The organism is Bradyrhizobium sp. UFLA06-24, assembly GCF_054967145.1.
Genome location: NZ_JADFUE010000022.1, coordinates 26,750 through 41,250, shown reverse-complemented (window position 1 = coordinate 41,250; position 14,501 = coordinate 26,750). Strand labels below are relative to the sequence as shown.

At 63.4% G+C, this 14,501-nt stretch carries 16 protein-coding genes; 11 read left to right on the top strand and 5 right to left on the bottom strand.

The window, feature by feature from the left end:
* Nucleotides 1-60: 60 nt before the first annotated feature.
* The 5 genes from IF809_RS19165 to IF809_RS19145 all read left to right on the top strand — a co-directional run bounded on the left by IF809_RS19165 (nt 61) and on the right by IF809_RS19145 (nt 3,251).
* A complete protein-coding gene (locus IF809_RS19165; RefSeq protein ID WP_453983461.1) occupies nt 61-723 on the top strand; it encodes a glutathione S-transferase family protein in 663 nt (220 codons plus the stop codon).
* A gap of 139 nt (nt 724-862) precedes the next feature.
* Nucleotides 863-1,231, top strand: a complete 369-nt coding sequence (locus IF809_RS19160; RefSeq protein ID WP_453983462.1) for a YidB family protein — start codon at nt 863-865, stop codon at nt 1,229-1,231.
* Nucleotides 1,232-1,436: 205 nt separating this feature from the next.
* A complete protein-coding gene (locus IF809_RS19155) occupies nt 1,437-1,628 on the top strand; it encodes a hypothetical protein (protein WP_128966717.1) in 192 nt (63 codons plus the stop codon).
* Between the two features lie 156 nt (nt 1,629-1,784).
* Nucleotides 1,785-2,768 (top strand): hypothetical protein, encoded by a 984-nt coding sequence (locus IF809_RS19150; protein ID WP_453983463.1) that lies wholly within the window; start codon nt 1,785-1,787, stop codon nt 2,766-2,768.
* A gap of 42 nt (nt 2,769-2,810) precedes the next feature.
* Entirely contained in the window at nt 2,811-3,251 is a 441-nt protein-coding gene (locus tag IF809_RS19145) for a DUF1489 family protein (RefSeq protein WP_128966715.1), read from the top strand.
* Here IF809_RS19145 and panC read toward each other — a convergent pair.
* Nucleotides 3,248-4,099 (bottom strand): pantoate--beta-alanine ligase, encoded by an 852-nt coding sequence (panC, locus tag IF809_RS19140; RefSeq protein WP_453983464.1) that lies wholly within the window; start codon nt 4,097-4,099, stop codon nt 3,248-3,250. The genes IF809_RS19145 and panC overlap by 4 nt on opposite strands.
* Nucleotides 4,100-4,357: 258 nt before the next feature.
* Between panC and IF809_RS19135 the strand changes: the two genes are divergently transcribed.
* From IF809_RS19135 to IF809_RS19120, 4 genes are all read left to right on the top strand, one after another.
* A complete protein-coding gene (locus IF809_RS19135; RefSeq protein WP_453983465.1) occupies nt 4,358-5,281 on the top strand; it encodes a division plane positioning ATPase MipZ in 924 nt (307 codons plus the stop codon).
* A 343-nt stretch (nt 5,282-5,624) separates the two neighbouring features.
* The gene (locus IF809_RS19130; RefSeq protein ID WP_128966712.1) at nt 5,625-6,485 is read left to right on the top strand and encodes an alpha/beta fold hydrolase; all 861 of its coding nucleotides are present in this window, start codon (nt 5,625-5,627) and stop codon (nt 6,483-6,485) included.
* A gap of 154 nt (nt 6,486-6,639) precedes the next feature.
* Nucleotides 6,640-7,395 (top strand): VWA domain-containing protein, encoded by a 756-nt coding sequence (locus IF809_RS19125; RefSeq protein WP_453983466.1) that lies wholly within the window; start codon nt 6,640-6,642, stop codon nt 7,393-7,395.
* Nucleotides 7,396-7,466: 71 nt separating this feature from the next.
* Complete coding sequence (locus IF809_RS19120; RefSeq protein WP_453983467.1) at nt 7,467-8,192, top strand: DnaJ domain-containing protein; 726 nt, start codon at nt 7,467-7,469, stop codon at nt 8,190-8,192.
* Nucleotides 8,193-8,408: 216 nt separating this feature from the next.
* Here the strand turns inward: IF809_RS19120 and IF809_RS19115 are convergent, their stop codons facing one another.
* Complete coding sequence (locus IF809_RS19115; RefSeq protein ID WP_453983468.1) at nt 8,409-10,226, bottom strand: serine hydrolase; 1,818 nt, start codon at nt 10,224-10,226, stop codon at nt 8,409-8,411.
* A gap of 388 nt (nt 10,227-10,614) precedes the next feature.
* On the opposite strand from IF809_RS19115, the gene IF809_RS19110 reads away from it, so the two are divergent.
* Nucleotides 10,615-10,953: a phasin family protein gene (locus IF809_RS19110; RefSeq protein WP_128966708.1), complete on the top strand. Its 339-nt coding sequence runs from the start codon at nt 10,615-10,617 to the stop codon at nt 10,951-10,953.
* A gap of 66 nt (nt 10,954-11,019) precedes the next feature.
* On the opposite strand, the gene IF809_RS19105 is transcribed toward IF809_RS19110, so the two are convergent.
* Genes IF809_RS19105 through IF809_RS19095 form a run of 3 tightly spaced genes read right to left on the bottom strand, consistent with a single transcriptional unit; the run spans nt 11,020 to nt 13,579 of the window.
* Complete coding sequence (locus IF809_RS19105; protein WP_128966707.1) at nt 11,020-11,613, bottom strand: TadE/TadG family type IV pilus assembly protein; 594 nt, start codon at nt 11,611-11,613, stop codon at nt 11,020-11,022.
* Nucleotides 11,610-12,161, bottom strand: a complete 552-nt coding sequence (locus IF809_RS19100) for a TadE/TadG family type IV pilus assembly protein (RefSeq protein ID WP_453983469.1) — start codon at nt 12,159-12,161, stop codon at nt 11,610-11,612. The genes IF809_RS19105 and IF809_RS19100 overlap by 4 nt, the downstream gene beginning before the upstream one ends.
* A gap of 8 nt (nt 12,162-12,169) precedes the next feature.
* A complete protein-coding gene (locus tag IF809_RS19095; RefSeq protein ID WP_453997334.1) occupies nt 12,170-13,579 on the bottom strand; it encodes a TadE/TadG family type IV pilus assembly protein in 1,410 nt (469 codons plus the stop codon).
* A 479-nt stretch (nt 13,580-14,058) separates the two neighbouring features.
* Here IF809_RS19095 and clpS point away from each other — a divergent pair, with 479 nt between their 5' ends.
* Complete coding sequence (clpS, locus tag IF809_RS19090; protein ID WP_027530069.1) at nt 14,059-14,391, top strand: ATP-dependent Clp protease adapter ClpS; 333 nt, start codon at nt 14,059-14,061, stop codon at nt 14,389-14,391.
* Nucleotides 14,392-14,501 lie beyond the last annotated feature (110 nt).

Below are 14,501 nucleotides of genomic sequence, written 5' to 3'. Positions count from 1 at the left end.
GGCGGCAGGCGATGGCGTTAAAAGCAGCGCATCCAACAGACCTCCGGAAGGATCGGTGACATGGCAGCGCTCAAGCTCGCGATCGGCAACAAGAACTACTCGTCCTGGTCGATGCGGCCCTGGCTTGCGCTCCGCGCCAACGACATCCCGTTCGTCGAGACCATGATCCCGCTCTACACCGACGATCCCGCCGACAAGGAGCGGATCCTGTCCTTCAGCCGCGCGGGCAAGGTGCCGGTGCTGGTCGACGGCGATATCACGGTGTGGGATTCGCTTGCCATCATCGAGTATATTGCCGAGCGATATCCGGAGAAGAAGCTGTGGCCCGACGACGTCGCCGCGCGCGCGTTTGCCCGTTCGGTCTGCGCCGAGATGCATTCGGGTTTCATGGCCCTGCGCAGCGAGTGCGGGATGAACCTGCATCGGCCGGTGCGTCCCGTGACGCTCTCGGCGGACGCCAAGGCCAACATCGCGCGCGTGCAGGAGATCTGGCGCACGTGCCGGACCCGCTACGGCGCCGGCGGGCCGTTTTTGTTTGGCCGCTTCGGCGCGGCGGACGCGATGTATGCTCCGGTCGTCCATCGTTTCCGCACCTATGCGATCGAGGTCACGCCGGAGACCCAGGCCTATATGGACACGATGATGGCGATGCCGGCGTTCCAGGAGTGGACCCGCGATGGGCTCGCCGAAACGCTTGTCATCGAGAAGTTCGAGAACGTGTGAGCATGAGCATGACCCGGACAAGCGGGACAGGTTCTCCGCCAAGGTCATGCTTGCTTGAAATGTGATTGGGCGCCGCTTGACGGCATGCCGGCCCGCGGCGCTCAATCGAAGCGGATACGGCTCAGAAGAGGGGACGGCCATGGGAATTCTGGACTCGCTGGAGAACAACCCCGCGCTGCGCAGCGCGCTCGGCCAGCTCGGCGCCGCCGTCCTGCCGGCCGTGCTGAGCGAGGTGATGGGCAACAACAACCAGGGCGGCCTGGGCGCGATCGTCGCCAAGCTCGAGCAGGCTGGCTTTGGCAACCAGGTCAAGTCATGGCTCGGCAACGGCCAGAACCTGCCGATCTCGGCCGACCAGCTCCGCACCGTGCTGGGCAACGACACCGTCCGTCAGCTCGCCGCGCGCTACAACATCCCGGTCGACCAGCTCGGCGAGATCCTCGCCCAGGAGCTGCCGAAGGCCGTCGATCAGGCGAGTCCGAACGGTCAGCTGCCTAACGGCGCCTGAGGCCCGGTGGCTCCGGCGGTATCACAGGACCCCTGGTTCCCCACCTATCCTCCTGAGAACGTTGCGGGATTGGCGCATTTGGCATGCCCGCATACCGCTGGCCAAAACGCCGCATCGCGTGCTATACGTCACGCCGGGTTTCAGCCGGTCGTCGCAGTGGGGACCCTGGGCACGGCCGGCGCTGTTTGAGTGATGGAGATGGGCGTTGAAGCATAAATTCCCCGTGGGAACGCGCGTATTGTTCACGGCCAGCAATGTCGCGCGTCCGGCTGCGAGTGGCTCATACGAGGTTATTCGCCTGCTGCCGACGGAAGGCGACGACTACCAGTACCGGATCAAGAGCTCGACCGAAGCCTTCGAGCGGGTCGCCAAGGAAAGCCAGCTCGCGCTCTCGTAATGCGCTGAGGGCAATACCCACTGACATCGCGGACGAATTTGCTCGGCACGCCGTCAAAAGGCCCGCTTCACCTCGACAAGGTGGGCCGGGGGCAGTTGCCGGTTCGCGGTGCTCGCTTGACCATCAGCTCTTTGCTCGCGTGAGGGGACGTCGCGCATGAACTGGGCATGGGCCTCGTCGCTCGACCAAATCTGGCGCTCGCCGGCCTTTCCGATGTGGATGACGCTGGCGGCTGCCGGCTTCTTCGGATTGATCCTGCTGATCACGCTCGCGCGTGCCGAAAAATCGGTCGCCAACGGCGCGCTGACCGTCATCACGCTGCTCTCGATCGGCATCGCCGTGGCTGCGACCATGCGCATCTACGGGCCTGCGGCGCCCGAAACCTCGACCGTGGAAGCCCGCACCCAGGCCACGGTAACCGCGACCTTGCCGGCGCTGGCCTGCCTCGATGATCTCGCAGGCGATGCCGTGGCGGTTGGTTGTGAGAAGGCGCTGTTCGGCGCGCCCGATGCCGCCGCCGCCGCTGTCGCCTACACCGCCGCGCGGATAGACCGGCTGACTGCGCTCGGCGACGCTGCAACCGCCGACAAGAATTTGACGCTCGACACCAAGGTGCTGCGCAAGGCGCTGGAGCGTGACCGCTATGGCCTTGTGGCCCAGGTGCTGGTTGCGCGCGATGGCTGCACTCAGTTCGATTGCGCCGCGTTCCGTTCGCTGACGGATCAGCAGCAGGTCGCTGCCAACATGGATTCTCATCTCTACGATCAGCTGGTCGCGCGCTATGCGCCGACCTGGAATACGCCCGCGGCAATGCCGGGAGCGCTGCCCCCCAACCCGATCGCCGTGCTGCCGCCATCGATGCCGACAGGCAAGCCGACCAACGCCGAGTTTCCGAGCGCCGCGTCGACCCCGCCGGTGAGCATCATGAATCCGGAGCCACCGACAGCGGCTACGCGCCAGGCGCCCGCCGCCAATGCGGCCGCAGCAGCGCCGGCGCCACGTGCTAGCGCTGCGACCTCGGCAGCTCCTGCTGCCAAGAAGCCTCCCGCGCCGAAGGCTGCACGTGCCGCGCCCGCCGCCCCGGTTCCGCTGGCTCCGCCGCCGCCGGCCTCGGCGCCCGCGGCTGCGGATAACGACTAGTTCGGCTTTGAAAAGCTGCGCATGGCCCGCTAATGCTGGGCCATGCCACTCCATCTGATCAAGCTCGCCGTCGGCTGCGACTCCGTCAAGGAATTGAAGGGGTGGATCGCCGAACGGATGCAGACGGCCAAGAAAAAAGGCCTGCCGCAACACCACGTCCACGTCACCCGTATGGTGCCCAAGCGCGACGCCGAGATTCTGGCGGGCGGATCGCTCTATTGGGTCATCAAGGGTGAGATCGCCGCGCGCGAAAAGATCATTGGCATCGAGCCGTTCCGCGACAAGGACGGCATCGGTCGCTGCCGGATCGTGATGCAGCCGAAGGTCATCTCGGTGTCGCCGCGGCCGATGCGCCCGTTCCAGGGCTGGCGCTATCTCACCGACGATTCCGTGCCGCCCGATCTCGGCAGGTCGGCGGCAGGCACAATCGCGGCGATGCCGGAGCCGATGCGGCGCGAGCTGCGCGATCTCGGGCTGCTTTAAACCGCGATATTGTCGATCAGCCGTGTGCTGCCGAGCTTGGCCGCAACCAGGATTCGCAGCGGTCCATCCTCGCGCGAGGCGACCGGCGCCAGCGTCGCGGCATGGCGCGCCTCGAAATAGTCGAGCGCAAAGCCTGCCGCCTTGATGATCTCGGCGCCGCGCGCCATCGCGCCTGCGATGGCTTCGCCGGCCTGGATCCGGTGAGCGCTGTCCTTCATGGCGCGGTACAGGGTGGTGGCTGTCTGGCGCTCCTCGGCCGAGAGGTAGACGTTCCGCGAGGACATCGCGAGCCCGTCGCGCTCGCGCACGGTGCGGGAGCCGATCACCTTGACGCCGAGATCGAGATCGCGCGCCATCTGCGTCACCACGCGAAGCTGCTGGAAGTCCTTCTCGCCGAAGATTGCGACATCGGGCCGGCATTGCGTGAACAGCTTGCCCACGACGGTTGCGACACCGCCAAAGAAGTGCGGCCGGAAGCGGTCCTCGAGGCCGGCCAGGGCCGGCCCTTCCGGGACGATCAGCGTCGCGAAGCCTTCCGGATACATCGCTTCGACGCCGGGATGCCAGACGATGTCGACGTCCTCTGCCGCGAGCTTGGCGATGTCGGACTTCCAGGTCCGGGGATAGGCGCCGAAATCCTCTGACGGTGCGAACTGGGTCGGGTTGACGAAGATCGAGACCACGACGCGACTAGCGCGCCGCTTGGCGAGGCGCACCAGCGACACATGGCCGTCATGGAGCGCCCCCATGGTTGGAACCAGCGCGATCGTGGCCTTTCGCTTGCGAAGGCCGTCGACGGCGCGTCGCAGAGCGGGCACCGTGCGGGAAATCAAGGGGCTTGATGACATCAGGACTCGGCAAGGTTGGGAGGGCGCGGACGGCTAACCTTAACAAGCGGCGGTCGTGGACGCCATGCATCGACATCAGGCACAGAATCGTCCGCAGCGATTATGTCGCGCCGTTGTGAGCTGGATGATAGGCGCGACGTCGCGATACGATTCATAATGATGACCAGCGCATTCTGATTTCGTCATCCTGTCACGCATTTCACTTGACCGAAGACGCGGCCAACTCGAAGATATTGTTCAGGGGTGTTGAGGATCGCCATGCTTGTGCAGGCCAGCCAAAGCCAATCCGGCTCGGCGCACGTCGTCGTACTCGGCAATGAGAAGGGCGGCTCCGGCAAATCCACCACCGCCCTGCATATCGCGGTTGCGCTCTTGAAGGCCGGCCAGCGCGTCGCCACCATCGATCTCGACTGCCGCCAGCAAAGCTTCACCCGCTATATCAACAACCGATCCGCCTGGGCCCGCCGCACCAAGCTCGACCTCGAATTACCGGCGCATCGCTGCATCAAGCTCGGCGAGACCATGCAGATCGCCGAGAATGAGAATTCCGAGTTCCAGCAATTCATGGAGGCGGTCTCGGCGGTCGAGAGCAGCTTCGACTTCATCGTGATCGATACCCCAGGCACCGACAGCTACCTGATGCGGCTCGCCCATTCGATGGCCGACACACTGGTCACCCCAATCAACGACAGCTTCCTCGATTTCGACGTGCTCGGCACCGTCGATCCCGCCAACTATGCCGTAACGGGTGAGAGCCATTACGCGGAGATGGTGCGCGACGTCAGGCGGAAGCGCCGCCAGCTCGACGGCTCGACCACCGATTGGATCGTCGTCCGCAACCGCCTGTCGATGCTCGGCTCCCGCAACAAGCAGCTCGTCGCCGAGGGGTTGAAGGATTTGTCGCTCCGGCTCGGCTTCCGCTACGTCGACGGCTTCGCCGAACGCGTCGTCTATCGCGAGTTCTTCCCGCGAGGCCTGACGGCGCTGGACGAGATCGACGAGGCGACGCTCGGGATGCGGCCCAATCTCGGCCATCTCACTGCACGCGAAGAGGTCACGAGCCTGCTTCGCCAGCTGAAGCTGCCGCTCGACGAACGCGGACGGCGCCGTGCGGCAAATCGCGCCGAGTGGTTCAACCAGGTGGATAAGCCGCTCGAGGTTCACGATATCCTCGGGGCTTAGGCGGTACGATGCTACTTCTGGTCGTTCATGGCAGCCGGTTCCCACCGGAACCCGGCGCACCCGAAGTCGTTTTCACCGGACATTCATCGGGAAATTGAACCCGAAGGCGGTGGGTTGCGTCGGATGGTGGTCCGCATCCGGACGTAGCGGTATCAGAACAGGGTGCTCACGAAACGTGTGCGCCGCACAACGAAAGGGCTGCCGGATCACAATATTTAGCCTTCCTGTCACGCGCCTGTGACATATATTAGGGAATAGGCGCGAAGGAGCCGAAGAGCTCCTCGAACAACACGATTTTCAACAGGGATCAGGTCGGTCGAAAGACCTGAGGCTGAGGACGAAAATGAAGCGTGGAATTGCCGTTCTGGTTTCTGTCGGAGCCCTCTGCGGTGTCGCTTATTTCACGGCGAGCAAGTGGGCCATCAAGCACGAGACCATCACCTTCTACGACGCTTCGCGCGATAATCGTCCCGTCCCTGTCGACATCGCGGTTCGTCGCGACAAGGAAATGCAGGCGAATGCCGGCATGATCACCCTGCCGGTCGCCGTTATCAATCACGGCAATACCGTCAAGAACACCGAGTACGGCTTTCTGGCCAACGTCTTTGCAGCGCGCGGCTATCTCGTGGTCAGCCCGCAGCACGATCTGCCGACCGATCCGCCCATGGTGACCAAGCCCGGGGAGCTTTATGTCGGCCGCCTGCCGCAGATCCTGCGCGGTGTCGCCAACATTCATCTTGCAATGCAGGAAATGAGGAAGGTTCAGCCCAACGCGGATTACAGCCGGGTGACGATGGTCGGCCACTCAATGGGCGGCGACATCACGATGTATTTCGCCAAGCAGTATCCGGACGAGGTCAAGAAAGTCGTGACGCTGGATAATCTCCGCGTGCCGTTCGTGACCGCCGGCAAGTTCAAGATCCTGTCGTTCCGTTCTCATGATCCGCAGTTCAAGACCGATCCGGGCGTGATCCCCACCGACGAGGAATGCGAGAAGGCCGGTATTCAGGTCGTGAAGACGGACTTCCAGCACAACGACATGCGCGACACCGGTCCGGACGACGCCAAGAATTCGATCCAGGGCATGCTCGATAAATTCCTCAGCGACACCGACAGCGCCATCGCGCCGGTCGACACCACTTCGGCTCCGCCCAAAATCCTGGAGCCCGGTCCAGTCGCCCTGATGGCGCCCGCGAAAAGTTGATCCGAAGAAGAGCTGCTCCGAAAAAGCGCTGACCCATTCGGCCATAGTTGGAAACTTCAAAGCCTCCGCCGGCTGCCGCCCGCGGAGGCTTTGTGCATTGACCGGGAAGGGCACGCTATCCACATTGGGAGCGCGAGCCCAAGTGTGACCTCAGATGCCCGGCGATCCCATCAAACCGCGCGATCATGATGCTGTGTCGGCGAGGACCGAAAGCGACGCCGCGCTGCCGCAGGCAAAGACGTCGAGTTCGGCGGACGTCGCGGCCTTCGTCGCCAAGGCGCGTGCGCTGTCGCCGCATGCACCCGGCGCGAAGGGCCGCTTGATCTTTGCGCTGGATGCGACGATGAGCCGGCAACCGACCTGGGACATGGCCTGTGCGCTTCAGGCCGACATGTTTCGCGAAGCTGCGGCGCTCGGAAGTCTCGATATCAGGCTTGTCTATTACCGCGGCTACAACGAATGCCGTGCCACCGGGTGGATTTCCGACAGTGGCAAGCTCGCGGCGCTGATGAGCAAGATCGATTGCCGTGGCGGCGACACCCAGATCGGCAGGGTGCTGACCGACGCGCGGCGCGAGGCGGTCGCATCGGGCGTGCGTGCCGTGGTCTTCGTTGGCGACGCCATCGAGGAGAAGGTTGACGCGCTCTGTGCCAAGGCCGGCGAGCTCGGCATGTTGAAAGTGCCGGTGTTCCTGTTCCAGGAGGGCCATGATGTGCGCGCCGAGCAGACGTTTCGGGAGATCGCGCGTCTGACCGGCGGCGCCTGGTGCCGGTTCGATCCAGGCGCGGCGGCGCAGCTGCGCGATCTGTTGCGGGCCGCCGCAGCCTACGCTGCCGGGGGCCGCGAGGCGCTGCTGAGGCTGGCGAAGACGGCAAGCGGTGCGGCGCAGCTGATTGGACAGATGAAGTAGCAGCTCAACTGTGCAGCCTGTGCCGAGGCGGACGCCATGCAATTTGCCGGAAGGGCGGCTATATTCCGGAAATGACTCTGATCGCCGGCGTCGTCGCCGTTATCACACTCTATCTGTTGCTCCAGATGTTCCGCGCCGCCAATCCGGCGGTGCTGGCGCGCGCTATCAAGCTCGGCGGAGGCGTGGTCGCACTCGCAGTGGCCGCCTTCACCGGGTTGAGGGGTGAGCTGGCAGTCGCGATTCCGCTCGGGATATTCGGTGCCGGACTGCTCGGCTGGACGCCGCTGGCCAATGCGGGGTTCGGCAATATGGGCGGTCTATTCGGCGGTGGCGCAACACGCCCATCCGGACAGAGCTCGCGCGTGCGCTCGCAGTTTCTGGACATGCGGCTTGATCACGACTCCGGCCAGCTCTCGGGCCAGATCGTCGCCGGGCCCTACGCGGGGCGCAATCTCGACGAGTTCGATCTTGCGGGCCTGCTGGCGATGGTCCCGGCGTTCGACGCCGAGAGCGTGGCCTTACTTGAAAGCTATCTGGACCGCCGGTTTCCCGCTTGGCGTCAGAACGCGCAGGGCGATGCGGCAGGGGGGCAGCGCCGCACGGCGGCGAGCGGCAAAATGACGACGGAGGAAGCCTATCAGATCCTTGGCTTGCAGCCGGGAGCGGGGCGCGACGACATCAGCCGGGCGCACAAGTCCCTCATGAAGAAACTGCATCCCGACCAAGGGGGGTCGACGTACCTCGCTGCCCGTGTAAACGAGGCCAAGGATACTCTGCTTCGTACGCATAACGGCTAACTCCGGCACCACGCCACAAACGCCCGTACCGCGTAAGCTCCGCTTGCTCTGTTTGCCGTTGCCCGCCATTGTCGGCGTGGTCGATCCCTTGAGCAAAGTCTTAACCGTAAATTCTTGACGAGAGGTTGTCGCGGAACGGCCACCGGCGCCACCGCGTCCCAAAAACAAAAATGCCCGCGCAAGGCGCGGGCATTTTGCTGGGAAGGGGCTGAGAGATCAGTTGCGGACCGTCATGCAGGAGATGTCGGCGCGCTTCAGCGTCCGGCACACCGCTTCGGCCTGGTCTCGCTCGAGCCCAGCGAAGCGGGCCCGGTAGAGCTTGCGGTTATCCCTGGCGACGACCGGCTCGGTGAACGGATCGGCCTTGCTGAGCAGGCCGTGGGCCGAACTGCGGGCCGCTTCAATGCGCTGCTGCGCTTCGCTTTCGCTCTCGAGCGCGCCAACCTGGACGATCCAGCCGCTACGGGTGACGATCGGCTTGGTGGGGGCGCTCATCTGGATCGGCTGCGGCGCCGGATCGGCGGAGGCCATCTTGGCGACTGGCGCGGGCGCCGGTGCAGCGGCGGTGGCCGCCGGCAGCACGCCGAGGATGCCGTTGCCGGTGCCGAAGCCCACCGGCTGGTGCGGCAATTCGGCACGGGCGACATCGGCCTTGACCGGTTCCGGCTTATTGATCATGTCGGCCTTGGCAACGACCGCGCCGGAGGTTTCCGCGACGTCAGGACGGGGCGAAATCGTGCTGGTGACTTGCGGCGCGACCTGCGTGGGGGCGGCGGACGCGACCTTCACCGCACCAGCCTTGACTTGAACCGTCTTGACCCGCACGGGCTTCATCGGCTCGGACGAACCCGGGATCAGGGAGAGCGGCTGACTGGTGATCACGCCGCTGGTAAGCGGCGCGGGCTCAATCTTGGATTCCGTGGCCTTGGCTTCTGGCTTGGGCTGCATCGGCGGCATCGCGGCGGTCGCAGCGGCAAGCGTCGCCAGACGCGAGGGACGCGGCGCGGCTGCCTCGGGGGCAGGAGCGGCCGCGACCTGAACCGGGGGAACGGGACGGGCCGAGGTCTCCGAAGCATCGGCCACCTCGGTGCTGGCGTCAGCGCTGTTTCGCTCGGTCACTGCGGCAACAGTGTGGGTGGTTGCGCCCTTGTCGAGGTTCTCCGCAAGCAGGTTGCGCATGATGGCATCGCGCGAGCCGCCGCTGCGGCCGCCCAGCACCACACCGATCAGATGGCGGTTGCCGCGGCGTATCGAGGTCACGAGATTGAAGCCGGAAGCTCGGGTGTAGCCGGTCTTGATGCCGTCGACGCCCTCGACGCTGCCGAGCAGGTGATTGTGGTTGCGGATCTGCTCGCCACGCCAGGTGAACGAGGTAGTCGAGAAATAACGATAGTAGCGCGGGAAGCGCTCCTGGATGGCGCGGCCGAGCGTTGCCTGGTCGCGTGCCGTGGTGACCTGCTCGTCGTTGGGAAGGCCGTTGGCGTTGCGATAGACCGTCTTGGACATGCCGAGCGCGCGCGCCTTGCGCGTCATCATCGCGGCAAAATCGTCCTCGTCGCCGGCGATCGCTTCCGCAATCACCACGGCCGCGTCGTTGGCCGAGCGGGTGACAAGACCCTTGATCGCGTCCTCGACGCGGATGGTCTGGCCGGCGCGCAGATTGAGCTTGGTCGGGTCCTGGTCGGCGGCATGCTGGGATACCGGCATCTCGGTATCAAGCTTCATCTTGCCGGACTCGAGGCGCTCGAACAGCAGGTAGAGCGTCATGATCTTGGTGAGCGAGGCGGGATGGCGCAGCCCATCGGGGCTGGTTGCCTGCAGCACCGCGCCGGAATTGCCGTCGACGATGATCGACGCGAATTGCGGGCTGTAGCTCTCGGAGACGTCGCGATGCACCCGATGGTGCGCGGAATGGCGTCGGTAGCGCCGCGCGTCGGCCGCATCGGTCGTCACAATGACCGCCGCGGTGACCGTGAGAAGTCCGAAAACGCCAACCCGCGCCAAGCGCGAGGAAGACCACTTGTTACGAAGCATGGAACCCCGTCCCCGTTTGTGACTTGATCACCGGCTCGTGAGGCGAAATTGTGCCCTGCTGACCCGGGATCATTACCTGCTCAGGCTGTCCCTCCGCTGGTGCTCACTGCGGGGGACGTTGGACCTGAGCCGCTATTCTGGCTAAGGTGATGTTCTCGAACGGCTTTTGACCGTCTGCGGATGTGAACACGTCCAGGGAATCAGGGTAGGGGGCCGCGGTTTCCAAAAGCTTAAGGAACCCTTGCGGGAAAGCCCGAGAATTTCCGTAACTTGGATTGATATTTGTGCGATGCACAATATTCTTGACCTTTTTTGTGCGTTGCACTAATCGTGGGGACAGTCGGGGAGCCGGGGCTTCCGGACGCGAGCCAGGGAAAAGGATTCCAAGATGTTCAAGGTTGAAGACTTTCAGAACTACGGAAAAGAGCATTTCGAGAGCTGCGTTGCCTCCGCAACCTCCGTGCAGCACGGCCTCCAGGCAATCGCCAGCGCCTATGGCGACTACACGAAGAAGTCGTTCGAAGACACCAAGTCCTTCGTCGAGAAGCTGTCCGGTGTGAAGTCGCTGGACAAGGCGCTGGAAGCGCAGACCGATTTCGCCCGTTCTGCCTATGAGACGTTCGTCGCGGAATCGCAGAAGATCGCCGGGCTCTACAGCGACCTCGCCAAGCAGGCGTTCAAGCCGGTCGAAACAGTCGTGTCGAAGTTTACCCCGGCCGCCCAGTAATTTTCTGAACTCCTGGAATCGAAAGCCCGGCTGCTTCGGCCGGGCTTTTTTTGCGAGCGCAACAGGTCAAGAAGTGGGACACGAGGTTCCCGGCACCGGCGGCGTCGTCCCGCTCGTGATGGCGGGGACGAAGCTCGTCTGGCGAGGATAGAGGTAATAGCTGTCGCTGAGCGCAACCGTGCCGCTGATCGTGTAGCCGAGGTTGGGTGTATAGAAATACGTCGCTTCACCGAGGATGAGCCCACTCGTGGTGGGCACCCCCGTCAAGGCTGTCGGCAAATTGACGGTTGTCCCGACCGTCCGTGCCGTGCCGTTGAGCGATTGGCTCCAGATCACCTTGGCTGTGGCGTTGTCGCCGTTCGGCTGCACCTCCGACACGGTTACGACGGCCTTGGTGATGTCATAAGGCGAGAGGACGTAGGATGAGGCGCTCAGGATGCCGGTCACGTCGCTCGTGGTCACGCATTTGTTCTGCGACACGATGTCGGCGATCGTGTGCACCGTATTCGTCACCTTGACGTTGATCGAGAGCGCGTTGCCGAGCTCGACCCCGCCGATGCAAAGCAACAGCATGAACGGCAGTACGATGGCAAACTCGATCGCTGCCACCGCGTCTTCATTGGCTCGGAATTCCTTCAGGCGCACCGACCGGCGGATCATTGATAGGGCTCATTCTGGAATGCGGCGGACGCCGTGATCTGGCGATTGCCGTTCGGAAGGTTTGCGAGGGTAAAGCCGAGCGGTCCCCCGAACACCGGCCATTGGTAGATCACCTCCAGAATGACCTTGGAGCCGGGTCCTCCGGGGCTGTAGGGCCAGTTGTTGGTGACATTCCCGTTGGCATCGAACGTCAGTGTTGGAGCCGCCGCGCTCAACGTCGACCAGCTGCTCGCGGATTGGACGCTGATCATCAACTTGTTGCAGTTGAAGATGATGCGGACCTGCGAGCAGACCAGGTTCGAAAATTGGGTCTGCGTCATCCCGGCCCCTTGCACCTGACCGGTCAGAATCTGTCGAGCCGATTGCTGCACGACCTGCTGCAGCAATTGCTGACCGAAGAAGACCAGGAAGATCTGGATGATTCCAACCAGCAACGCGATGAATGCCGGTGCGACGAGGGCGAATTCGACCGCGTTCGCCCCTTTGGTGTCTTTGCGGAATGCGGCGAGGAGATCGCGCAGCCGCCATTTTCTCTGCGGGCCGGTCATGCGTTCTCTCAATTGGTCAGGTGAGGGGCCGTTTCCACGACCTTCTGGAAAAGTTTGTTCAGCGCGCCTGTGATGTCACCGCCCGATTGCACGTCAGAGAACAAGTCGGGTGACGACGCGCAGGATTGCAGGTTCTGCGCGATCTGTCCGCTCGACGACGAGGGGCTGTTGAATGTTGAGATGTAGGAATTATACCAGCTGTTGCTTGTGAGCGGCAGGTACTCGGTATAGAGCACCGCGATGCGAATCCCCCTGTTCTTGATCGTCGTGCATATCGACGTGTCGATGGGTTGCTGGCATCGGTATTTGGAGCCGGTGGCAATCGGCGTGCCGCTGCAGGACGACCTTAGCGATACGATCTTGTCGTCGACCCCGTCGGTGACGAGGAATACCACTTCCTGAGGCGTGTCCCCGGTTTGGTTGGATCCGCCGCCAGGTGCGGGCATGAGGGCATTGACGCTCGAGAGGGCATTCTCGATGTCGGTGCCATAGTCGGTGGTGATGGCGCATCCCGAGACCACACAGTTCTGATGGTCGACGGTGAGGAGAGAAATGTTGCTGGCGGCCTGACTGGCAGCAGTCGTCAGGTCGGCGGATGGCAGCCCCGATGGCGCGTAAACCGTGTTGAAGCCGTAGTCGAAAGTATAGATCGCGGCCTTGTAAGTGTTGTTGTTCACGGCCTCTTTGGCTTGCGCCGTGCTCATGAGACTTGCGGTGGCCTGGGCGACGAGATCGATGCGCAGCGTGATATTGTTGTTGCGCGCGATGGTAAGATTGTCCTTGGTCGAGGAGTTTGCGCCGCTGTCGAGGTTAGGATGGGCTTCATGGCAGGCGAACGCGCAATTTGCCGAGCCGCCGGGCTGGTTCTTCGTCGCCGTTATCATGTTGGAGATATCGTTCGCCGTCGCCGCGATGCCCATCGATGGCGAGTCATCCAGCAGCAGATAGAAGTTGATGTTCGGCGCACCGGAAGCGCTGGCGGTCGCTCCGCCCCTGATCGGCCACACCGGAGTGCCGAGCACGCTCGGGAAGGCGTTCCTGGAATTCGCGGTGTAAGTCACGGTCGCCGTGCGCACCAGACCGACATTGCCGACAGTGACCGTCAGGACCGGCGCCCCAGACAGGCCGCCGGCGATTGCGTTCGCGGTCGCGTTGAAAATGTTGGTGGCAGTCGTTTGTGCGACCGTCGTGGTTTGGGCCATCATCGATGGCGTCACGGCCGCGATAGCAGCAGCGTCGGCCGCGGCGTCGAGCTGCGATTGGCGACGTTGGGCCTGGGTGTAATCCATCGTCATGCCGAGCAGATAGATGGTCGGGAACAGCATGATCGCAAAGAGAACGGCGACGTTGGCCTGCTCGGCGGCGGCAAAACGCGTTAGGTATCGACGAATGCACCGGACAACGGGCAGGCGAAACATGATTTTCCCCGAAATCAATAATTTCTCCCGATTTCAGGCCCCGCAGTTGAATTCCAGGTAAACTCGACCGTACAAAGCCGGGGTTAGTGCCGCGCAAAAGGTCGCGTTCCCGTTCCGAACGGTGTTTCTGGTTAATGGCCCTGAAACTCGGGAGCGGATTGCTTTGTCAAATCGGTCCGAATTGATTAACCTTGGTGGGGATCGCCGGACCGGGAATCGGGACCGCCGCGGCCGCATCGGTTGGACCTCTGCACGCTTGCGGCGAGCCGGGGGCAGGCCCATATTCCCGGTAATCGCTCCGGCCCGACCGGACCGGTTGGAAGCGGCGATCAGGGCGGCGCGCCTGCGCGAGGCTCCCGAGGGCGGGGCCGGCCGGTGAGCCGTCATACGCTTCCGTGGGGAATTTGAACGCCTGAGCCATGCCGCAACTGACTTCCAGAGTAGACCTGTCCACGGCCGCTGCCGGCCACGCTCCCCGGATGAGCAATGACGAGAACCGTTCCGGTGGCCCGGCGGGTCCGAACACGTCCGTCATCACCAAGGTCAAACCGAAGACCAAGCGGCCGAACCTCTATCGCGTGCTGATCCTGAACGACGACTACACTCCGATGGAGTTCGTCGTCCACGTGCTGGAGAAGTTCTTCCAGAAGGACGTCGAGGCCGCGACGAAGATCATGTTGCACGTCCATCATCATGGCATCGGCGAGTGCGGCGTGTTCACCTACGAGATTGCCGAGACCAAGGTGACGCAGGTGATGGATTTCGCCCGCAAGCACCAGCACCCGCTGCAATGCGTGATGGAAAAGAAATAGGGCGCATCACGGCGCGTTCGAAGCCGACCCTGGCACATGGCGGAGCGTGATTTGCCGCGTGATGCCTCGTGATGGTGCTTTGGCGTGTCGTCCGGGCGCAGCTACCGGCA

Bases quoted from the DNA above. Each gene is read 5' to 3' on its own strand.
- IF809_RS19165 (WP_453983461.1), top strand. From the start codon at position 61: ATGGCAGCGCTCAAGCTCGCGATCGGCAACAAGAACTACTCGTCCTGG.
- IF809_RS19160 (WP_453983462.1), top strand. From the start codon at position 863: ATGGGAATTCTGGACTCGCTGGAGAACAACCCCGCGCTGCGCAGCGCG.
- IF809_RS19150 (WP_453983463.1), top strand. From the start codon at position 1,785: ATGAACTGGGCATGGGCCTCGTCGCTCGACCAAATCTGGCGCTCGCCG.
- IF809_RS19145 (WP_128966715.1), top strand. From the start codon at position 2,811: ATGCCACTCCATCTGATCAAGCTCGCCGTCGGCTGCGACTCCGTCAAG.
- panC (WP_453983464.1), bottom strand. From the start codon at position 4,099: ATGTCATCAAGCCCCTTGATTTCCCGCACGGTGCCCGCTCTGCGACGC.
- IF809_RS19135 (WP_453983465.1), top strand. From the start codon at position 4,358: ATGCTTGTGCAGGCCAGCCAAAGCCAATCCGGCTCGGCGCACGTCGTC.
- IF809_RS19130 (WP_128966712.1), top strand. From the start codon at position 5,625: ATGAAGCGTGGAATTGCCGTTCTGGTTTCTGTCGGAGCCCTCTGCGGT.
- IF809_RS19125 (WP_453983466.1), top strand. From the start codon at position 6,640: ATGCCCGGCGATCCCATCAAACCGCGCGATCATGATGCTGTGTCGGCG.
- IF809_RS19120 (WP_453983467.1), top strand. From the start codon at position 7,467: ATGACTCTGATCGCCGGCGTCGTCGCCGTTATCACACTCTATCTGTTG.
- IF809_RS19115 (WP_453983468.1), bottom strand. From the start codon at position 10,226: ATGCTTCGTAACAAGTGGTCTTCCTCGCGCTTGGCGCGGGTTGGCGTT.
- IF809_RS19110 (WP_128966708.1), top strand. From the start codon at position 10,615: ATGTTCAAGGTTGAAGACTTTCAGAACTACGGAAAAGAGCATTTCGAG.
- IF809_RS19105 (WP_128966707.1), bottom strand. From the start codon at position 11,613: ATGATCCGCCGGTCGGTGCGCCTGAAGGAATTCCGAGCCAATGAAGAC.
- IF809_RS19100 (WP_453983469.1), bottom strand. From the start codon at position 12,161: ATGACCGGCCCGCAGAGAAAATGGCGGCTGCGCGATCTCCTCGCCGCA.
- IF809_RS19095 (WP_453997334.1), bottom strand. From the start codon at position 13,579: ATGTTTCGCCTGCCCGTTGTCCGGTGCATTCGTCGATACCTAACGCGT.
- clpS (WP_027530069.1), top strand. From the start codon at position 14,059: ATGAGCAATGACGAGAACCGTTCCGGTGGCCCGGCGGGTCCGAACACG.